Source organism: Thermomonas sp. (assembly GCF_020850895.1).
Classification (GTDB): Bacteria; Pseudomonadota; Gammaproteobacteria; order Xanthomonadales; family Xanthomonadaceae; genus Thermomonas.
Genome location: NZ_JADZDS010000051.1, coordinates 16,095 through 34,243 on the forward strand (window position 1 = coordinate 16,095; position 18,149 = coordinate 34,243).

The window sequence follows — 18,149 nt, forward strand, 5'->3', positions numbered from 1 at the left end:
TAGCGACGTGCCGACTCCCTCTCCCCGCAGGACGGAGAGAAGGAAAAGCAGGAGCATCGTGCGTTTGTCTCCCTCGCCCTGCTTGCGGGGAGAGAGTTTTCCGGTCGCTAAGGTTTAGCGGCGTGCCGACTCCCTCTCCCCGCGTGCGGGGAGAGGGTTGGGATGAGGGGCAGAGAGATCGAGGTGAGGGGGCGCTTTGCGTCATCCAGACGCACGCGTTCGCTCGCGGCCACCCAGCTCATCCAGGCACGCAAACAGGATGCCGCCGAGCATGGCCACGGTCACCGCGAGCGCAGGGGTGCCGAGTGGGAAATCGACCCAGGAATGCACCAGCGTGACCGTGATCGCGGTCCAACAGCCGGCCGCCAGCACCGCAGCGGAGCGGCGGCCCTGCAGTTGCAGCAGGCGGTAGCCGGCCACGGCCAGGATGGCCAATCCCGCGGCGACGACGGCGACGGCCGGCAAACCGCCGACCAGCCACCATTGCGCAAATTCGTTGTGGGCGTGGTTGATGTATTGCGGAATCCACAGTTCCTTGGGCAGGTCGGTTTCGAACACCGGGGTGAAGCTGCCGGCGCCGCTGCCCCAAGGCAAATAGGACAGGCCGAGCTGGAAGGTCTTGGCGGCGATCACGAAGCGCGGGTCGGCGCCCGGCGCCGCTGCCAGCCACGGCAATGAGAGGGCTGCCGCAACCACCGCCAGCGCGGCCACCGCCACGACCAGCCAGGGGCGGCGCAGGGCGTGAGGCAAGCGGATGATGCCGGTCATCAGCAGGCTGCCGGCAAGCGCGGGGGCCAGCAGCGCGATCCCGGCGCGCGAATGCGTCAGTTGGACAGCGCACAGGAACAAGACCGCCAAGCCTGACCAGACCAACGCCTGCAGTTCATGCCGGCGGGTACCCGGCCGCCGCCGGCGCCAGGCATCGACCGCGAGGCTCAGCGTCAGCACCATTGCGATGATCAGGGCCGTGGCGTGGTGGTTCTGATTGATGAACAGGCCGCCGAACATCACCGAACCATCCATCACCGGGTACAGGCGGGCGCGGCTGTCGATCGGTAGGCCCTGTTGCTGGAGGGCCAGCCCAAGGTTGGCCAGGGCCAGCAGGACGATGCCGCCCAGCAGGACGCGCCGAAATCTGCGTGCGACCGCTAGACCGCCAAGAAATGCAGCCAAGGGCAGCAGCATCCGCCACAGCGATTGTTCGGTGGCAAAGGGCGACAGGCTCCAACGCAGATCCGGGGCGGCCACGTCTGCAGCCGCAAGATCCTGTGTCAGGCTCGCACGCGGTGCGCCGCTTCCCAGCCATGCCGGCAGCGGCAGCAATTGCAGCGCGACCACCACCCATCCGGCCAGCATGATCACCAGCGCGGTGCGCAAGAGCCTGCTGGACGGCGGGGACTGCAGCAAGACGGCGGTTGCCGTCAGTAGCAAGGGTAGCGCCAGCAGCGCCAAGCCTTCGTCGTGCCAGCTGCGGTCTTGCACCACGCCGCCGAACAGCCAAGATGCGAACAGCAAGGCGACCGCGCACAGCGCAGCAAGCGCCAACGCTACGCGCTGGAACCTCGCCTCCGCCGCCAGCGCGATCAACCGAAGCGTCCTGCTGCCGGCTCAAAAGCGACGGGACAGGCCGTTCGACCTGTCCCGCTTGCCGCCGATTCGCGTTGGACGCACCTGAGTGCGCCGGCTGCGATCAAGGGACCATGCTGTAGCTGATCGAATCGTTGGGGCTGTCATTGAGCATGGCCGCAGCACCGATCGCCACGGCGGCGACGATCCACTTGTTGATGCCATTGGAACCAGCCTGCCACGCACCTGCAGGCTTGCAGTCGCCCGGCACTTCATAGACGCCCGCGGCCTTGAATTCGATGACGCAGTCGTCGCTGGTATCTTGGGTACCACGGTCGTAGACGGCCTGTGCATAGGTCGCATTGCTGATCGAGAGCTTTTCGCCGCGGGTCAAGCCCTGGCCGTTTTGCGCGGTGACGAATTCGCCGCCGTTGCTGGTCATGACCGAGCCATTCTTGATCCGCAAGGTCACGTTTTCCTGGGACTGTGCGAACAGCGAACCCGAAAACAGCACGCCCGTTGCGGCCAAAACGATCGCCAGCGTTTTCATTGTTGGACCCTTGACGTCAGCGTGGAATAGTCCCACAGGCCGTTACCTTAGGTGCGACACGCGCCCGCTGTCAAGGAGTTTGCACGGGACTTTGCACGGGATTCGGGGCCGGTCGCGTGGGCGGTGCCATGGTCGCCGGCTCGATCCGGACGGCATCGATCCACAGTTCCCCGGCCATCCGCAGGCCCTTGCCACCGTGGCTGAGGGTGTTCAAGCGCAACCATTGTCCCGGGCAGTCGGCTTGGGGAACCTGAACGGTCAAGCTGGGCTCGATCCAGTCGAAGCTGCCGACCAGCGGCTCGCCAGTGGCGATCGCACCGAGACGGGATGGGCAGACCAGCTGCCACTGCAGCCCACCCGCGGAGTGCAGCCCACGCGCGCGCAGCCGCAGGCGCACGGCATAGGCACCGGGCGGCAGGCGGAGCGGGTGCTCCAGCACGGCGCCGCGCACCGGCTGGTCGAAGAAGCGCAGGTGCATGACTCGCCCACCCGTCCCTGCTCCCGCCGCCGCAAAATCGACGCTGGCCACGCCAGCCACCCGCAGCCGCCAGTCGAAACCGGCGCCAGAGGGCTCGCGGCGGAAATCGCCGTTATAGACACGGAGACGATGGCTCTCTGCCCCCGGCGTGCGTGCGACCCAGCGTGTGTGCGCCTCGTCCCAATCGCCCTGCCCGATCAGGGCGTCGATCCAGCCGGCGAATTCCTCCGGACTCAGGGCGTGTTCTTCATCGAGCTGGCCATAGACCCGATCTGCCGCAGCGCGCGAGGTCCACAGTACGCGCAGCATCTGCTCGCGCCAGGGCGGATTCTGGCGCAGCGTTGCGACCAGCGCACTGGCAAAACGGCCATCGCGGGCCAGCGGCGCCAACTGCGGCAGAAGCCGGGCATTGGCCGCGGCGCGATCGGGTGATGTGCGTAGATAGAAATCGATCCAGCGCAGCGCTTCGGGAAAGTCCTCGCTGCGCAGCGCCAGACGGACCAGCCCGCTGATGGCCTCCGAATCGCGCGGCGCTCGCTGCGCGGCGATCGCGTACAGCCGCCGCGCCTGCGGGTCGTGCCCGGTGTGTTCTTCGATCTGGGCAAGCAGGCGGAAGGCGCGGCCCTGCAGTGGCTCGCGCGCCAGCAGCGTGCGCGCGGTCGCGGCGGCGGCGGCACGCTCGCCCTGCGCCAGCTGCTGTTCGGCCAGCGCCCACAGCGCGTCGGGGTCGCCCGGATGGGCTTGCAAGGCGCGCTCCGGGTCGGCGTTGGCCAGTCGTTCCGCCTGTAGCTGGCCGACGATCCGCCACCCGGCCAGCGCCACGAAGGCCAGCGTGGCAGCCAGCGCCACCACCCGCACGCCCCGCCTCACGGGCCGGCTTCCAGCGCAACCGAGGTCACCAGCCAGCGGTCATCGCGCCAAGCGAGCGCGGCGACCACGCTGCCCTGGCTGGAGCCGGCAACCCGGTAGGGGGAGCGCAGCGAACCATGGGTCTGTCCGATGCGCCACTGCGGTGCGCCCAGCCGGGTGGCGCCCAGCTGGCGCAGGTCACGGCGCAAGCCGTCGGCGCGGTCCAAGGCCGAGGCGCTGGCCCAGATCGGTGGCGGCGTGCGGCTGTCCGACACGAGGTAGTGCATAAGCTGCTGCCCGACCTGGCGTGCCTGCTGGATGCGCGCGTAGGCTTCGTCCCCTTCCGCGCCTGGGCCCAGCTCTGTCCGCGCTTGGCTGCGTCGCCCGAACACCTGCCGCAGGCGACCGAACAGGCTGTCCTGCTGCACCGCCTCAGTGGGGTCTGCCGCAGCGGTGGCCGCATCGGGCGGCGGACGGCGGATAGTCGGCGCGGGGTTGGCCGCGACGACGGGCGTCGGTGGCAACGCCGCCGGGCTGGCAGCGACTGCGGGAGCGGCCGGCAACGGAGTCGAAAACGAAGCTTGGACAGGATGTCTCGCTGCATGCGCCGCGCCGGCTTGCCACGCCAGCTCAACCCGCTCAACCGGCACCGGGGGCACCGCCGGCGGCGGGGTGACTGGAAGCGCCGTCGTCAGCGGCGCGACATCCTCCGCCGCCAGCGGGACCGGCGGCAGGTCCAATTCGGGCGGCAGCACAGGCAGGGGTGCGGGGGCGGCAGCGTCCACGTCCCGGCGTAGAGGCGCCGTCTCGGCGGATTCAGCGCCTTCGTGCCGCAGCGACATATCCGCAGGCCTATCCGCGGCGGGCACTGCGGCATCGACGATGTCAAAACCCCAGGGCTCGGGTTCGCGAAGGCTCTGGCGCAAGGCCAGCCAGCCCAACAGCAGGCAGATGCCGAGCAAGCCGGCCACCAGCGCCCGATGGCGCTTGCGGGTGAAGGCGGCGGGTGTCCCGGGCTGCGGATGCCAGACCGCCGCCGGCAGCGGGCGGGCGTCGGGCCGGGTTGCGGCGGGTGCAGGCGCGAACGCACGGCCCGTCGCGGCTGCTCGTTCGGCGTCGTAGGCTCGGCGTCGATCCTCGCTGCGCAGCTGGTTCCAGGCCGCATTCACCCGCGCGGCAAAGATGGAGTCGTCGCCGGCATATTGGCGATCGGGGTGCAACCAGACCTGCAGCAGACGGTGGTTCGCCTTGATCTGTTCCGCCGGCGCGTCAGCCGCGACGCCCAGCGTGCGGTAGGCATCGGCGTCCGCGTGGAACAGGATTTCGCGCGCGTAGAAGCGCGCGGCTTCGCGCAGGGTTGCGGCGGATTCCCCGGTCTGGAGCAAGCCGCGTTGCGGTAACGCCACATCAGTCGCGTCCGGCGCCACGCTGGCGGCGACAGCCAGCAGCTCGCCGACGCCGGGTGGCAACGGTCGCTGCCGCAGGCGGTAGCGCTCCGCGGGCGCACTCAGCAGCGCCAGTGCCCATTCCAACGCGGTGCCGTTCGCACCGTCCATCCACTCAACCCCTGGTCAGTTTCGGCGTTCCTTCGCGGCCACCACTTCCATAGTCATAGTTGTAGCCATATCCGTAGCCGTACGCCGACTTCTGGGCATCGTAGCGGGACAGCAAGGCCCCGACCACGCGGGCGCGCGCCGCCAGCAGACGCTTGAGCGCAATCTGCGCGGTGCGAATCTTGGTCTTCCCGGCATCGATGATCAGCACGGTGCCGTCGGCAGAATTGGCGAGGATCGGCGCATCCGCCAACCCCAGCACCGGCGGCCCGTCGATGATCACCTGGTCGAAGCGCTCGATGGCCACGGTCAGCATCGACACCAGCTTGGAGCCGGACAACAGTTCCGCGGGGTTCGGCGGCAGCGGCCCGGCGAGGATGACCTGCAGCCCGTCCTCGCCGCTGGGCTGGATGACACTGGTGAGTGCATCGGAACCGGACAGCAGGCCGCTCAGCCCGGTCGCCGCTGCCTTCAGGCCCAAGGTGCGGTGCAAGGATGGATTGCGCAGGTCGCCTTCGACCAGCAGCACGCTCTTGCCCAGTCGCGCGAAGTTGCGCGCCAGCGCCAGCGCCGCCGTTGATTTGCCCTCACCGGGCCCGGGACTGGTCACCAGCAGCGTGCGTGGAACACCGTGGTCGGTGGAAAACTGCAGCGCCGCGCGCACCGATCGGTAAGCCTCCGAGAAGCCCGAATGCGCATCCGCCGCGGCTTCGGCCACCCGCCGCCCTTCCTTGACCTTGGGCACCACGCCCAGTACCGCCAGCTTGAGTTTCTGTTCGATGTCGTGCGGCGATTTCAGTGTGTCGTCGAGATATTCAAGCAAGAAGGCAGCCAGCACGCCCAGCAGCAAGCCAAACAGCACGCCACGGATCAGGTCTTGGCGCACATTGGGCTTGAAACGTCCGGCGCCGTCGGCAGGATCGATGATGCGGATGTTATTGGCTTCGGCCGCGCTGGTTGCGCCCAATTCCTTGTACCGTTGCAGCAGACCGTCGTAGAGCTGGCGATTGGTGTCGACATCGCGCTTGAGGATGTTGTATTCGATGCTGCTGCTGCTTGCCACGAAGGCCTGCGTGCGCAGCCGTTCCACCTGCTCAGTCAGTGCCGCCTCTTCTGCGGCAGCCGCGTCGTACTCGGCTTTGACCGAACCGCCGATCCGTCCACGTTCTGCGGCGATCTGCTTGTCGATTTCATCGATCTGCTGGCGCAGTTGGACCATTTCCGGGTAGTCCGGCTTGAACGTGGCCAGTTTCTGTTGGTATTGCGCCATCAGCACCGCCCGCTGCTGTTGCAATGGGCCGATGGCCGAGGCGGTCAGCTGTTCGGTCGAGGTTGCATTGTTGCGGTAGCGTGCTTGTGCGCGAATTCGTGCCTGCTGCGCCTGTGCCAGCGCCGCGCTGAGCTGGGTCAGGCTTTCCAATGCCAGCGTGCGCCCCTCGTCATCGGTGATCGTCAACCCCTGCGCGCGGGCGTATTCGACCAGCTTGCGCTCAGACGCCTCCAGCTTGGCCTTGGTTTCCGCAAGTTGGCGTTCCAGATAATCCCTGGCAAAATTCGAACGGCCGCTGTTCTGGTCCTGATTCGACGCGATGAACTCCTCGGCAATCGCATTGGCCACGCGCACGGCGAAATCGGGGGAAGGACTGTCGTAACGGATCCAGACCAGGCGAGTGTTTTCCACACGGGTCGCGGACAGGCCACCGTTGACTTCGGCGGCTACCGCATCGCGAATGGCGTTGGACTGGGCAGTCGGGACAGCACCGGGCTTGGCCGTCCCCGTCAAGGCAGGTCGTGGCCGAATCAGGCCAAGCAGCCGACTCGACAAGCTCGGTGCTTCCAGGCGATCCAGCGCGGTCTGGTCTAGATTCAGCCGCGTCGCGACACGCTCGGCCAGGCTGCGGCTTTTGAGCAATTCAAGCTGGGTTTGCAGGTACTCGTCGTCCCAAGAATAATCCGGCGCGACCTGCCCACCGCCGGCAGCGGCAATGGTCAACTCCGCGGTCTTATTGTCGATCTGTACCAGCGTTTGGGCGGCGTACATCGGCGTGGTCATCAACGTGTTGACCAACGCCAGCGCGGTGACGGCGGCGGCAATGCTGATGACCAGCCAGCGCCATTTCAGCAGGATGTGCCAATACTTGCGCAGGTCGAATTCGTTGGCTTCATCCTCGGATGGTTCCTCGAACAGACTCAGCACACCGCGCCCGTGTGCGAAGGCCAACGCCCGCTGATCAACGGGATCCTGGCGCGCTGGAAGCCGGTCGCCACCTTGCGCCGGATCGACCGGAAGCTTGTCGTCTGTCATTTGAAACGCGTCCTCGTTGCGACGTCAGAACCAGCGGAACAGGCCGATGATCGGCATCGCATCGAGGAACCTGCGCAGCGTCGTTTTGCTGCCCGACTCTTCGACCACGACGATGTCATCCCCGTAGAGCTGTGGATCTTCGATGCTGCCATTGCGCAGCATCCGCAGATCGTAGGCTGCAGCCATCCGCCTGCCATTGACCTGGCGCATGATCACGATCCCGCGCGGATCGGCGATTTTCTCATCGATGCCGCCGGCCAGCGCGATCGCCTGCAGCAGGGTGATCTTGCCGCTGATCGGAATGACCCCAGGCTTTTTCAATGCACCTTCCATGGTGATGCGCTGGCTGGCGAATTCCTTGACGAACACGCTGACCTGCGGATTTTGAAGATAATTTTCCGAGTACCTGGTTTTCAGCAGGGCCTCGAGTTCGGCGGTGGTCAGTCCGCCGGCATTCACGGTGCCGATCAAGGGCAGCGAGATCTGCCCCTTGGCATTGACGCGCACCTCCTTGCTCAGTGCATCCACGCCGAACACGCTGATCGAAATCAGGTCGTTTCCGCCAATGCGATAATCGCTCGCCTCCCGGAAAGCCTCTTCCATGTTGTTGGCATCCGGCGGCGGCAGCGCTGCCGCACCGGCGCCTGCGCGCGGCACGTTCCTCACCCCACTTCCACTGGCACAGGCAACCAGCAGCAGGGACAAGATCAACAGCAGGCAGATCGATGGCAGACGCCGCAGCATGGACGTTCCTTGTTCCCGGACTGGTGATTATGCCGACCAATCGCGCCAACGCAACCACTGCCGCTCTGCTTCTTGCTGTCAGGGCAATGCTGAACACGTCTCTCCTGAACTTGCTCAGCACACGCTGCGTCCGATGCATGCCCGGACGCAGCTCAACGCCGACCACATCAGCGTTGCCTCAGGTAACCGCGACAACCGCCGCCAGACAAACCCATCGCCCCGTTGCCCTTCGCCCTCGATCCTGTAGAATGCCCGGCTCTCCGGGCGGTTAGCTCAGCGGTAGAGCATTGCCTTCACACGGCAAGGGTCGCAGGTTCGAACCCTGCACCGCCCACCAAGTCGAGACCCTCAAAACCCCTGATTTATCAGGGGTTTTTGTTGTCAATCGAAACAATGCACCGCAGGCGCGATGGAGGAACGCATCGTCCGCGCAGGCAAGTGTCCCGGTTCACCCTGGGTTCGTGCTGGCTCAGGACACCACCCGGTAGCACGGCCGGTATTCGCCGGAAATCTTCATCCGGCGCTGCTCGACGAAGGCGCGCAGCAGGGCGTCGAGGGCGTGCATGATGTCGGGATCGCCGTTGATCTCGAACGGGCCGCGGACCTCGATCTGCCGCATCGCCGGTTCCTTGACGTTGCCGGCAACGATGCCGGAGAAGGCGCGGCGCAGGTCGGCCGCCAATTCATGCGGTTTGCGTCCGTGGTGCAGGTCGAGGGCGGCCATGCGCTCGTGGGTCGGGTTGAACGGCTGCTGGAACTCGAGCGGCACGTGCAACGCCCAGTTGAAGAAGAATGAATCCTCCTGCGCAATGCGCTGTTCGCGCACGTGCTGGACGCCGGCGAACATGCGACTGGCGACCTTCACCGGGTTGGAGACAATGATTTCATAGCGGCTGGCGGCGACATCGCCCAAGGTCAGGCGGATGAAGCGGTCGATCTGTTCGAAATAGGGTGCCGCCGCGGTCGGTCCAGTGAGGACCAGCGGAAAGCGCAGGTGGGCGTTTTCCTCGCGCAGCAGGATGCCCAGCAAGTAGAGGATTTCCTCGGCGGTGCCGACGCCGCCCGGAAAGACGATGATGCCGTGGCCCATGCGCACGAAGCCCTCGAGGCGTTTCTCGATGTCCGGCATGATCACCAGGTGGTTGACGATCGGGTTCGGCGATTCGGCCGCGATGATCCCCGGCTCGGTCAGGCCGATGTAGCGGGTGCGACGGCGACGCTGCTTGGCATGGGCAATGGTCGCGCCCTTCATCGGCCCCTTCATCGCGCCCGGCCCGCAGCCGGTGCAGATGTCCAGCCCGCGCAGGCCCAGCTCGTAGCCGACCTGCTTGGTGTACTTGTACTCGTCCTGCCCGATCGAATGGCCGCCCCAGCACACCACCAGGTTCGGATCGGTCGGATACAGGACGCGGGCGTTGCGCAACAGCCGGAACACGGCGTCGGTGATTCCGGGGGACGTGTCCAGGTCGGGGTCGCCATTGAGGTCGATCGCGGTGAACGCAAGGTCGCGCACGACCGCGAACAGCAGTTCGGCCACGCCGCGGATGATCCTGCCTTCGACGAAGGCCATCGCCGGCGCGTTGTGCAGTTCGATCCGCAAGCCGCGGTCCTGCTGCTTCACTTGGATATCGAACTCCGGGTAAAGCTCCTGCGCCGCACGCGGGTCATCGGAGGCGCTGCCCGAAGTCAGCACGGCCAGCGCACAACGGCGCAGCAGCTCATGCAGGCCGCCACTGGAGGCATCGCGCAGGCGTGCGACTTCCTCGCGCGAGAGCACGTCGAGCGCGCCCTTGGGGTAGATGTGGGTGGAAACGCTGGGAAGCAGGCTGCCGGTGCCTTCGCCAGAGAGCATGTATCCGTCTTGCAGGTCGTCTGTCGTATTCATGCGTCCACTTTACCTTAGGGATTCGCCGAACATGTTCATCCCGGAATTGTCAGCACACGCTCACCCAGGGTCGGCAGACAAGGCCGACCAAGCGTTGCCTCGGGCGTTGAGCCCCCGAACAATCCAGCCGTTCCAAGCAGCCAAGGATGGCTGGCTTGCACCTGCTCGATGGAGATGTTCACCTCCCCGGGTGATGCGGACCAACCGCTTGCGTACTTGATCGGTCTTGCCATAGAGCGGCCGGATCGCGCAACGAAAAACGCCCGGGACACCCGGGCGTTTTTCGCGAACCACGATGCCTGTCGATCAGAACGTGTAACGCAGGGTCAGGCGCATCGCCCAGCGCTGCGACGGGTTATTCGATTCGTTGACGTCGAGGTCATCCGGCATGTACACGCCACCCTTGTTGTACAGGCTGTTGGAGATGTCGAAGATGTACTTGCCGATGTCGGCGGCCGTGCAGGTTGCGTTGACCACGGTGCAGACGCCCGCATAGTTCGCAAACTGGCGCACCAGCGGGAAGTCGGCGCGATACTCGACGCCCCAGTTGTGGTTGAGCATGTTCAGGAAATTGAAGATGTCGAGGCGGATTTCGCCCTTGTGCCCGGCCATGAAACCCGGGATTTCCTGCGAGAAGCTCAGGTCCAGCTGGTTGACCCACGGTGCGCGCGCCGCGTTGCGGCGGAAGACCTCACCGCGGGCACCATCCAGTTCGGTGTTGCTGTTGACGTAACTCCAGAAGGAGTTGGCCATCGCCGCCGAGGTCGCGTTGGCCCAGACGACATTGTCCGGCCCGGCCGGCACGTAGGCCAGCCCGCGTGAGCCCAGGCCGATGCCCAGCACGTCGTTGCCGAACACCCAACTGTATGGCGCACCGTCGTGGCCATCATAGATGGCCGAGACCCGGGTGGCGTATTCCCCGAAGAAGTTGTGCTGCCAACTCACCCGACCCAGCACGCGGTTCGGGATCGAGTAATTCGAGATCCCGACCTCCTCGTCACCTGGATTGACGAACGCTCGATTCTGGTAGCTGCTGTAGGCGACACTGGACGTGCCGGGATTGACGTCGGTGCCGTGGCTCCACGTATAGGCAAGCATGGCGCTCCAGGTGCCGTTGAACGGCTTCTTCAGCGACAGCGTGATGTTGTCGGAATAGCCGCGGCCGGTATTGCTCAGCAGGATGGTGTTGCCGAACGACGGGTTGCGGTTCCAGAACGTGGTGTTGCTGCTGCCCGGCGCCAAGTACGGGAACTTCGCGTAGCTGTAGCGCCCATCGGGCAGGATCCCGGTCGGCGCACCGAGGTTGATGTCGGTGTAGCGGATGCCGTTGACGACATCCAGATGCTGGTACTCGGCCGTTGCGACCATGTCCCACCACGGCAGCTCACGATCCACGCCGAGGGTGTACTTGGCGACCGTCGGCAACCTGAAGTCGGGATCGACGACGTTGACCGTCATCGACGACGTTCCCAGTCCCGGCGGGGTCAGCACACCACCCGGGATGTTCTGGTTGTAGGGATCCGCGCTGAACAACGGGTCGGTCGGCAAGCGGTAGCGGTTGATGTTCCAGGTCGCCACCGCGACGCCGTTGTTGGAATACGGGTTGGCCACCCACACCGCCGGGGTATTGGACAGGAACAGGCCGGCGCCGCCACGGATCTGGGTGGGGCGCTGGGTGTCGAGGCGGTAGTTGAACGACAACCGCGGCTGCAGCACGCCGTTGCCGTCGATGGTGGTTGCATTGGTGTAGCCGAAACCGCCGGTCGCGGCGTTCGGGTTGGCCGCGTTGGCACGCAGTCCACACGGCCCGAGGTTGCCCAAGGTGCCCGGTGCGGCGGCGAAACAGGGGTTGTAGGTCGGCGGCGGATTCACGCGCGGCAAGTCGTAGCGCAGGCCGTACTGCACCGACAGGCGATCATTGACCTGCCAGACGTCCTGGACGAAGAACCCGTACTGCTTCATCCGGAAGCGGGCGGCGACGTTATCGAGGGTGTAGCCTGGCGCCGGCAGCGCGAGCTGGTACTGGCGCCACCTGCCGGCGAGGAAGTCGGCGATGGAGTTGAAGGTGTACTGGCCGTTGTAGCGTTGCAGGAACATGTTGTAGTAATCGTCGGACTGATAGTCCATGCCGGCCTTGAGCACGTGATCGCCCAGGTACCAGGTACCGGCGAAATAGGCGTTCCAGGTCTTCACGCCAATCACGTTGGCCTGGCTGGAATACTCGGTGCCCAAGCGGACCATGGTGCCGCTGTCGGTGCCGTTGAGGCGCACCGAGATCTCCGGCTGGTAACCGCCGACCAGCGGACCGCGGGTCTGGTCGAACTGGTTGTAGCCGATCGAGAGCTCGGTGGAGAAATTCTCGGTCCAGTCGTCGTAGAAGCTCAGGGCATAGCTGGTGGTTTTCTTGTCGAACGCATACCAGTTGCTGGACAGGGTCAGCAGGCTGGCGCTGCTGTTGGTGATGATCGGCTCGACTTCGGTGGTCCGGCTCCAGCGGAAGCTGGCGCGGTGGTAGTCGTTGATGTTCCAGTCCAGCTTGACCAGCGCGCGCTTGGAGGTCATGTCGGTGCTGGCCGAATGGTTGTCGCCGGGATCCAGGCCCCAGCCTTGCGCAACGCTGATGATCTGGTCCAACTGCGCTTGGGTCAGGCCATTCACCCGCGAAGCGGCATTGGAATCCGAAGGGCCCCACAGCGAGCCCGGCGAGGTCTTGTTGCCTTCTTCATAGGAGAGGAAGAAGAACAGGCGATCACGGACGATCGGGCCACCGACGGTGATCCCCCATGTGGTGTCCCTGCCATAGCCCCGCCAATCAGCCAGCGCGCTGCGATTGTTGCCGCCCTTGCCGATCATGCCGTCGGCATTCTGGTACACGTAATACAGCGAACCGTGGAAATCGTTGGTGCCGGACTTGGTGACGGCATTCACCCAGGCACCCACGCCTCGGCGGACGGTGACATCGTAGTTGGCCGTGGAGATGTTGTAGCTCTGGATGGCGTCCTGCGAAATCGGCGTGCCCTTGGTCGGCAAGCCGTTGTCGTTCAGGCCGAAGGGATCGCCGGCCTGGATGGTGTCCACGGTGATGCTGTTGTAGCGGAAGTTCTGGCCCAGCGCCGAGAAAGCGCCGCGGTCGCGGTCGGTGACGACGACGTTCGGATCGGTGCGCACCACATCCTGGATGGAACGGTCGGGGGAAGGATTGCGGTCCATCTCGGCACGCGACAGGTTGGTGCCTTGGCCGCGGTTGTCTGAGGCAAAGGTCGCCGAATTGGGCGTTCCCCTGACCACCACCGAACCCAGCGTGGTTGCGCCATCGGAATGGAGTTGGGCGTCGACGGTGGCGACCTGATCAAGGCCGAGGAACACGTTTTCCTCGGTGTCGGTGCCCTCGCCCGCCTTGGTGATGGTCACCGTGTACGGACCTCCCACGCGCAGGCCGCGGGCGTTGTAGCGGCCACTGGCATCGGTGGTGGCTCGGCTGACCGTGCCCGACTCGACGTGGGTGATGGTGACTTCGGCGCCGGCCACCGGCTGGCCATTGGCCCCGGTCACCAGGCCGCCCACGCCGGACGAAGTGCTCTGTGCAAACACGGGGGCCGCGGCAAGCGCGATGATCAGACCCAGTGACAGCTTCGACAGCCGGACGCGGTGCAGGTGGTTCATGGCATGGCCTCAGGAATTGGAGTGGAATAAGGAAAGCCCACCGTGCGCCACTGCCGGGAGTCGCCCGACTGGCGTCGCAGGAGGAATTGAGCAAAGCCCCTACGCCGTACGCAACGGTACGCCGTTACGGAAGTTTAACACAACCGGCCGGCGGGCCAGCACCGCCCATCGCCTTTCACGCGGATTTTGCCGACTCCGTCACACCGGTTCGGGACAGGCGAGGCGGGCTCAGCCGGCGCCGTGCAGGTAACGGGCGACGCCGTCGAGGAACATCTGCACCGAGATGGCGACGATCACCATGCCCATCAGGCGCTCGACCGCGGTCAGGACCCGGGCACCGAGCAGCCGCTGCAGCCAGGGGGAGCACAGCAGGATGACGGCCGTGGCAATCCAGGCCAGGATCAAGGCCAGCATCCATTCCCACATCCGCTCGGGCTGTTGTGTGCCCAGCAGCATCACCGCGGCCATGCCGGACGGGCCGGCGATCATCGGGATGGCCACCGGCACGATGAACGGTTCACCGCCGGGCACCTCACCCATCACGCCTTCGGCGGTCGGGAAAATCATCCGCAGGCCAATCAGGAACAGCACGATGCCACCGGCGATCGAGACCGACTCCTGCCGAAGGTGCATCAGGTGCAGGATGTATTGCCCGCCCCAGAGGAACAGCAGCAGCACCACCAATGCGATCACCAGTTCGCGTGCGAGGATGCGGCGCTGGCGCGCGGCGGAGATCCCCTTGAACAGGCCGAGGATGACCGGGATGTTGCCGAGTGGATCGAGGATGAAGAACAGCAGCAGGGCGGCGGCGGTGATGGTCATTGCATGTCCCTCGCCATCGCGATCTGGCCCCGCGGCCGGGAATCTCCGGACCTCATGCGTCCACCGCGGCAGCGGGCACGGGTTCGCGATCCATGATCCGGCCACGCCACGGGGCGCCCGCCGCTGACAGCAAGTCCACGCAGGCCTGCGCATAATCGAACGCAGGGCGTGCCTCCGGGTCGGCATTGAGCTGGTAGGCCTTGGCACGCAAGCCGGTGCGCATCGGGCCGGGGCGCAGGCCGCTGATGCGCGTGCCCTGGGCCCCCAGCTCGGCCTGCAGCATCGGCACCAGTGCCGCTTGGGCCTGCTGGGCCAGTCCGTAGCCACCCCAGTAGGCACCGGCCGCGCCGGGCTTGCCGCGACGCTCGGGGGTATCCAGCACGAACACCGCGGCACCGGCATCGGACTTGGACAACAGCGGCAGGCAGGCCTGGGTCAGCCACCAGCGCGCGGTCAGGTCGACATGGATGGCGCGCGCAAAATCGGCTGGATCGGTGTGCGCCAACGGAGTCAGCGCACGGAATTCGGCGGCACAGTGCAGCAGGCCATCGAGACGCCCGAATTCACCCTCGATCGCCTGCGCCAGTTGGTCGTAGTCGTCGGGTGTGGCGCCTTCCAAGTCCAGCGGATACAGCATCGGATCCGGACCAACCGCCTTGACCGCCTCGTAGACTCGATTGAGCGCGCGCACCTTGCGCCCGAGCAGGAGCACGCTGGCGCCGGCCTCGGCGCAGGCCACTGCAGCTTCCGCGCCCAACCCGCCCGCCGCGCCCGCGACCAGGATCACCCGATCCTGCAATGCGCCGGTATTGCTCACGGCCTGCGCGCATCCGCCAGCAGGCGCGCCAGATCGCCGGACTCGGCCAGTTCCACGAGGATGTCGCAGCCGCCGATCAACTCACCCTGCACGAACAGCTGAGGAAAGGTGGGCCAATCGGAGAATCGCGGCAGGTTGGCGCGGATTTCCGGATCTTCAAGCACGTTGACGGTGTACAGCGGATCGGCGCCGGCATCACGCAGGGCCTGCACGGCCCTGCTGGAGAACCCGCACATCGGGAACTCCGGCGTGCCCTTCATGAACAACACGATGGTGTGGCTGTCGATTTCGGCGCGGATGCGCTCTTCCACGGTCGGCACCGGTGACACTCCTGCTGGGTTGCGGCTGGTCGCTTCACGAAGCGACGACGCGAGGGTTCGCTACAATCGCCCATTGTAATGCGTCAGGCGGCCGCGGCCGTACTGCCCTTCTGTTCCGTCTCGGAGATCCGACCCATGGCCATCGAACTGCCCGCCCTGCCGTATGCCAACAACGCACTGGAACCGCACATCTCGGCGGAAACCATCGACTACCACTACGGCAAGCACCACCAGGGCTATGTCACCAACCTCAACAAGATGATCGAGGGGACCGAGTTCGCCAACCTGGACTTGGTCGCGATCGTCCGCAAGTCGCAAGGCGGGATGTTCAACAACGCTGCCCAGGTGTGGAACCACAGCTTCTACTGGAACTGCCTGTCGCCCACCGGTGGCGGCGAACCGGCCGGCACGCTGCGTGATGCGATCGACGCCGCGTTCGGCAGCTTCGCCAAATTCAAGGAGGAGTTCACCAAGACCGCGGTGGGCACCTTCGGCTCTGGCTGGGCGTGGTTGGTGCAGCGCCCGGACGGCGCGCTGGCACTGGTGAGCACACCCAACGCCGCGACCCCGCTCACCGGCGAGGACACCCCGCTGTTGACCTGCGACGTGTGGGAGCACGCCTACTACATCGATTACCGCAACGCCCGCCCGAAGTACCTCGAGGCGTTCTGGAACCTGGTGAACTGGGAGTTCGCGGCGGCGCAGATGAAATAAGGGAATCTCGAATTACCTCGGATATCTGGCTCGAGGCTCCAGTGAGCATCTTCAAGTCATTGAATTCAAAGGCAATGGATTCCCGCTTTCGCGGGAATGACGAGCAAAAACCAGTTATTCGAGGTTCCCATAAGTCACAGCTGCGATCGTGCTTGGGCAAACGGCCGGGGCAACCCGGCCGTTGTCCTTGGAGCGTTCCTCCGCGGATCAGGCGAGGCTGGCAATCACCGGCGCCACCTGCGCCTGCCGGCCCAGCGCCACACCGACGCGCTGCAGGGCGGCCACCAGCGCTTCGTGGCTGTTGACGCGCACACTGGCATGCCCAACCTTGCGGCCCGGCCGCGGCGACTTGCCGTAGTCGTGCCAGTGGCCTCCGGCCTCGCGCATGAGCGGCACCGGATCCGGCAGTTCACCCAGCCAGTTGAGCATGCAGGAAACTCCCAGTGCGCCGGTGTCACCCAGCGGCATGCCGAGCACGGCGCGCAGGTGGTTCTCGAACTGGCTGGTCTGGCTGCCTTCGATGGTCCAGTGCCCTGAGTTGTGCACGCGCGGAGCCATTTCGTTGGCCAACAGTTCACCATCACGGCAAAACAGCTCCAGCGCCAGCACGCCGACGTAATCGAGTGCCTCGGCAAGGCGCCGCGCATGATCCAGCGCAACCGCGTGCAGCGCCGCGTCGACCGGCGCAGGCGCAAGGCTCGCCGACAGCACGCCCTCGTCATGCCAATTGCGTGCCAGCGGCCAGGCGTGGAACGCGCCGTCACGACCACGCACGGCGATCACCGACAGTTCGCACTGGAAAGCGACGTGGCCCTCGAGGATCAATCCGGTGGTTGCCGCCTGCGGCCCCAGCGCCGCCCACGCCGCACCGATATCCTCCGTCGCGCGGATGCGGAACTGGCCCTTGCCGTCGTAGCCGAGGCGCCGCGTCTTGAGGATGCAGGGGATGCCGATTTTCATCACCGCGTCCTGCAGCGCGGCCTCCGAATCGACATCCGCAAACGGTGCGACCGGAATGCCGAGGTCGCGGAACAGGTTCTTTTCGGAGAGTCGGTCCTGCGCCACCGCCAGCGCCTGCGGCGGCGGGAACACCGGCACCCGGGCAGCCAGCCAGTCGGCGGCCTGTGCGGGCACGTTCTCGAAATCGAAGGTCGCCACATCCACGCCATCGATGAAACGGGCCAGCGTGCCTTCGTCGGCGTACTCGCCCACGGTCAGTGGTGCCACCTGGCCGGCGCAGGCGTCGGCGGCAGGATCAAGCACTTTGAAGCGCAGCCCGAGCGGGGCACCGGCAAGGACCAGCATGCGGGCCAGTTGCCCGCCGCCGAGGATGCCAACCGTTTTCATGCGCGCGGGTCGTCGTTGTCCACCACATCGCGGGTCTGCCGGTCGCGGAACGCGGCGAGCGCTTCGGCAATCGCAGGATGGTCGCTGGCCAGCATTGCCGCGGCGAACAGTGCAGCATTGGCGGCCCCGGCCTGGCCAATCGCGAAGGTCGCCACCGGCACCCCGGCCGGCATCTGCACGATGGAGAGCAACGAGTCCATGCCGTTCAGGGCCTTGCTCTGCACCGGCACCCCCAGCACCGGCACCGCGGTCTTGGCCGCCAGCATGCCGGGCAGGTGGGCCGCGCCGCCGGCACCGGCGATGATCGCGCGCAGTCCGCGCGACCCAGCGGAGTCGGCATAGGCGAACAGCACGTCCGGCGTGCGATGCGCTGACACCACCCGCACCTCGTGCGGCACGCCCAAGCTCGCCAATAGGTGCGCGGCGCGCTCCATCGTTTCCCAGTCGGAGCGCGAACCCATGACGATACCGACCAGCGGGACCGGAGAGGTGGGTATCGTTTCAGTCATGGCGGCATCGTTCGTCAAATCGGCATT

14 protein-coding genes and 1 tRNA gene are annotated in these 18,149 nt (G+C 65.9%); 2 read left to right on the forward strand and 13 right to left on the reverse strand.

All coding sequences use genetic code 11. The annotated features are described in order from the left end of the window. Positions 1 to 201: 201 nt before the first annotated feature. The 6 genes from IT472_RS04920 to IT472_RS04945 form a co-directional block, all read right to left on the reverse strand. The gene (locus IT472_RS04920) at positions 202 to 1,587 is read right to left on the reverse strand and encodes an O-antigen ligase family protein (protein WP_297179233.1); all 1,386 of its coding nucleotides are present in this window, start codon (positions 1,585 to 1,587) and stop codon (positions 202 to 204) included. Positions 1,588 to 1,690: 103 nt separating this feature from the next. Then, positions 1,691 to 2,116, reverse strand: coding sequence for a hypothetical protein (locus tag IT472_RS04925; RefSeq protein WP_297179237.1), 426 nt, complete (start codon positions 2,114 to 2,116; stop codon positions 1,691 to 1,693). Between the two features lie 70 nt (positions 2,117 to 2,186). Next, a complete protein-coding gene (locus tag IT472_RS04930) occupies positions 2,187 to 3,464 on the reverse strand; it encodes a hypothetical protein (protein ID WP_297179240.1) in 1,278 nt (425 codons plus the stop codon). Then, positions 3,461 to 4,999, reverse strand: a complete 1,539-nt coding sequence (locus IT472_RS04935; RefSeq protein WP_297179243.1) for a DnaJ domain-containing protein — start codon at positions 4,997 to 4,999, stop codon at positions 3,461 to 3,463. The genes IT472_RS04930 and IT472_RS04935 overlap by 4 nt, the downstream gene beginning before the upstream one ends. A gap of 4 nt (positions 5,000 to 5,003) precedes the next feature. Next, the gene (locus IT472_RS04940) at positions 5,004 to 7,301 is read right to left on the reverse strand and encodes a polysaccharide biosynthesis tyrosine autokinase (protein ID WP_297179246.1); all 2,298 of its coding nucleotides are present in this window, start codon (positions 7,299 to 7,301) and stop codon (positions 5,004 to 5,006) included. Positions 7,302 to 7,325: 24 nt separating this feature from the next. Beyond that, positions 7,326 to 8,045, reverse strand: a complete 720-nt coding sequence (locus IT472_RS04945; RefSeq protein WP_297179249.1) for a polysaccharide biosynthesis/export family protein — start codon at positions 8,043 to 8,045, stop codon at positions 7,326 to 7,328. Positions 8,046 to 8,307: 262 nt separating this feature from the next. On the opposite strand from IT472_RS04945, the gene IT472_RS04950 reads away from it, so the two are divergent. Then, positions 8,308 to 8,382, forward strand: a tRNA-Val gene (locus tag IT472_RS04950). A gap of 132 nt (positions 8,383 to 8,514) precedes the next feature. On the opposite strand, the gene ppnN is transcribed toward IT472_RS04950, so the two are convergent. From ppnN to grxD, 5 genes are all read right to left on the reverse strand, one after another. Further along, positions 8,515 to 9,897, reverse strand: a complete 1,383-nt coding sequence (gene ppnN, locus IT472_RS04955) for a nucleotide 5'-monophosphate nucleosidase PpnN (RefSeq protein ID WP_297179407.1) — start codon at positions 9,895 to 9,897, stop codon at positions 8,515 to 8,517. Between the two features lie 339 nt (positions 9,898 to 10,236). Then, positions 10,237 to 13,593 carry a TonB-dependent receptor gene (locus IT472_RS04960; RefSeq protein WP_297179252.1) on the reverse strand — a complete coding sequence of 1,119 codons (3,357 nt, stop codon included), beginning with the start codon at positions 13,591 to 13,593 and terminating at the stop codon, positions 10,237 to 10,239. A 228-nt stretch (positions 13,594 to 13,821) separates the two neighbouring features. Next, positions 13,822 to 14,415: a YhgN family NAAT transporter gene (locus IT472_RS04965; protein WP_297179256.1), complete on the reverse strand. Its 594-nt coding sequence runs from the start codon at positions 14,413 to 14,415 to the stop codon at positions 13,822 to 13,824. A 52-nt stretch (positions 14,416 to 14,467) separates the two neighbouring features. Continuing rightward, positions 14,468 to 15,232 carry an SDR family NAD(P)-dependent oxidoreductase gene (locus IT472_RS04970; RefSeq protein ID WP_297179258.1) on the reverse strand — a complete coding sequence of 255 codons (765 nt, stop codon included), beginning with the start codon at positions 15,230 to 15,232 and terminating at the stop codon, positions 14,468 to 14,470. Then, a complete protein-coding gene (gene grxD / locus IT472_RS04975; protein ID WP_297179261.1) occupies positions 15,229 to 15,552 on the reverse strand; it encodes a Grx4 family monothiol glutaredoxin in 324 nt (107 codons plus the stop codon). Before grxD ends, IT472_RS04970 begins: the two co-directional genes overlap by 4 nt. Before the next feature lie 135 nt (positions 15,553 to 15,687). Between grxD and IT472_RS04980 the strand changes: the two genes are divergently transcribed. Next, on the forward strand, positions 15,688 to 16,266 hold the full coding sequence (locus IT472_RS04980) for a Fe-Mn family superoxide dismutase (protein ID WP_297179264.1): 579 nt from the start codon (positions 15,688 to 15,690) through the stop codon (positions 16,264 to 16,266). 207 nt (positions 16,267 to 16,473) lie between these two features. Here IT472_RS04980 and IT472_RS04985 read toward each other — a convergent pair whose 3' ends face one another. After that, complete coding sequence (locus IT472_RS04985; RefSeq protein WP_297179267.1) at positions 16,474 to 17,613, reverse strand: 5-(carboxyamino)imidazole ribonucleotide synthase; 1,140 nt, start codon at positions 17,611 to 17,613, stop codon at positions 16,474 to 16,476. After that, the gene (purE, locus tag IT472_RS04990) at positions 17,610 to 18,122 is read right to left on the reverse strand and encodes a 5-(carboxyamino)imidazole ribonucleotide mutase (protein ID WP_297179270.1); all 513 of its coding nucleotides are present in this window, start codon (positions 18,120 to 18,122) and stop codon (positions 17,610 to 17,612) included. Before purE ends, IT472_RS04985 begins: the two co-directional genes overlap by 4 nt. Positions 18,123 to 18,149 lie beyond the last annotated feature (27 nt).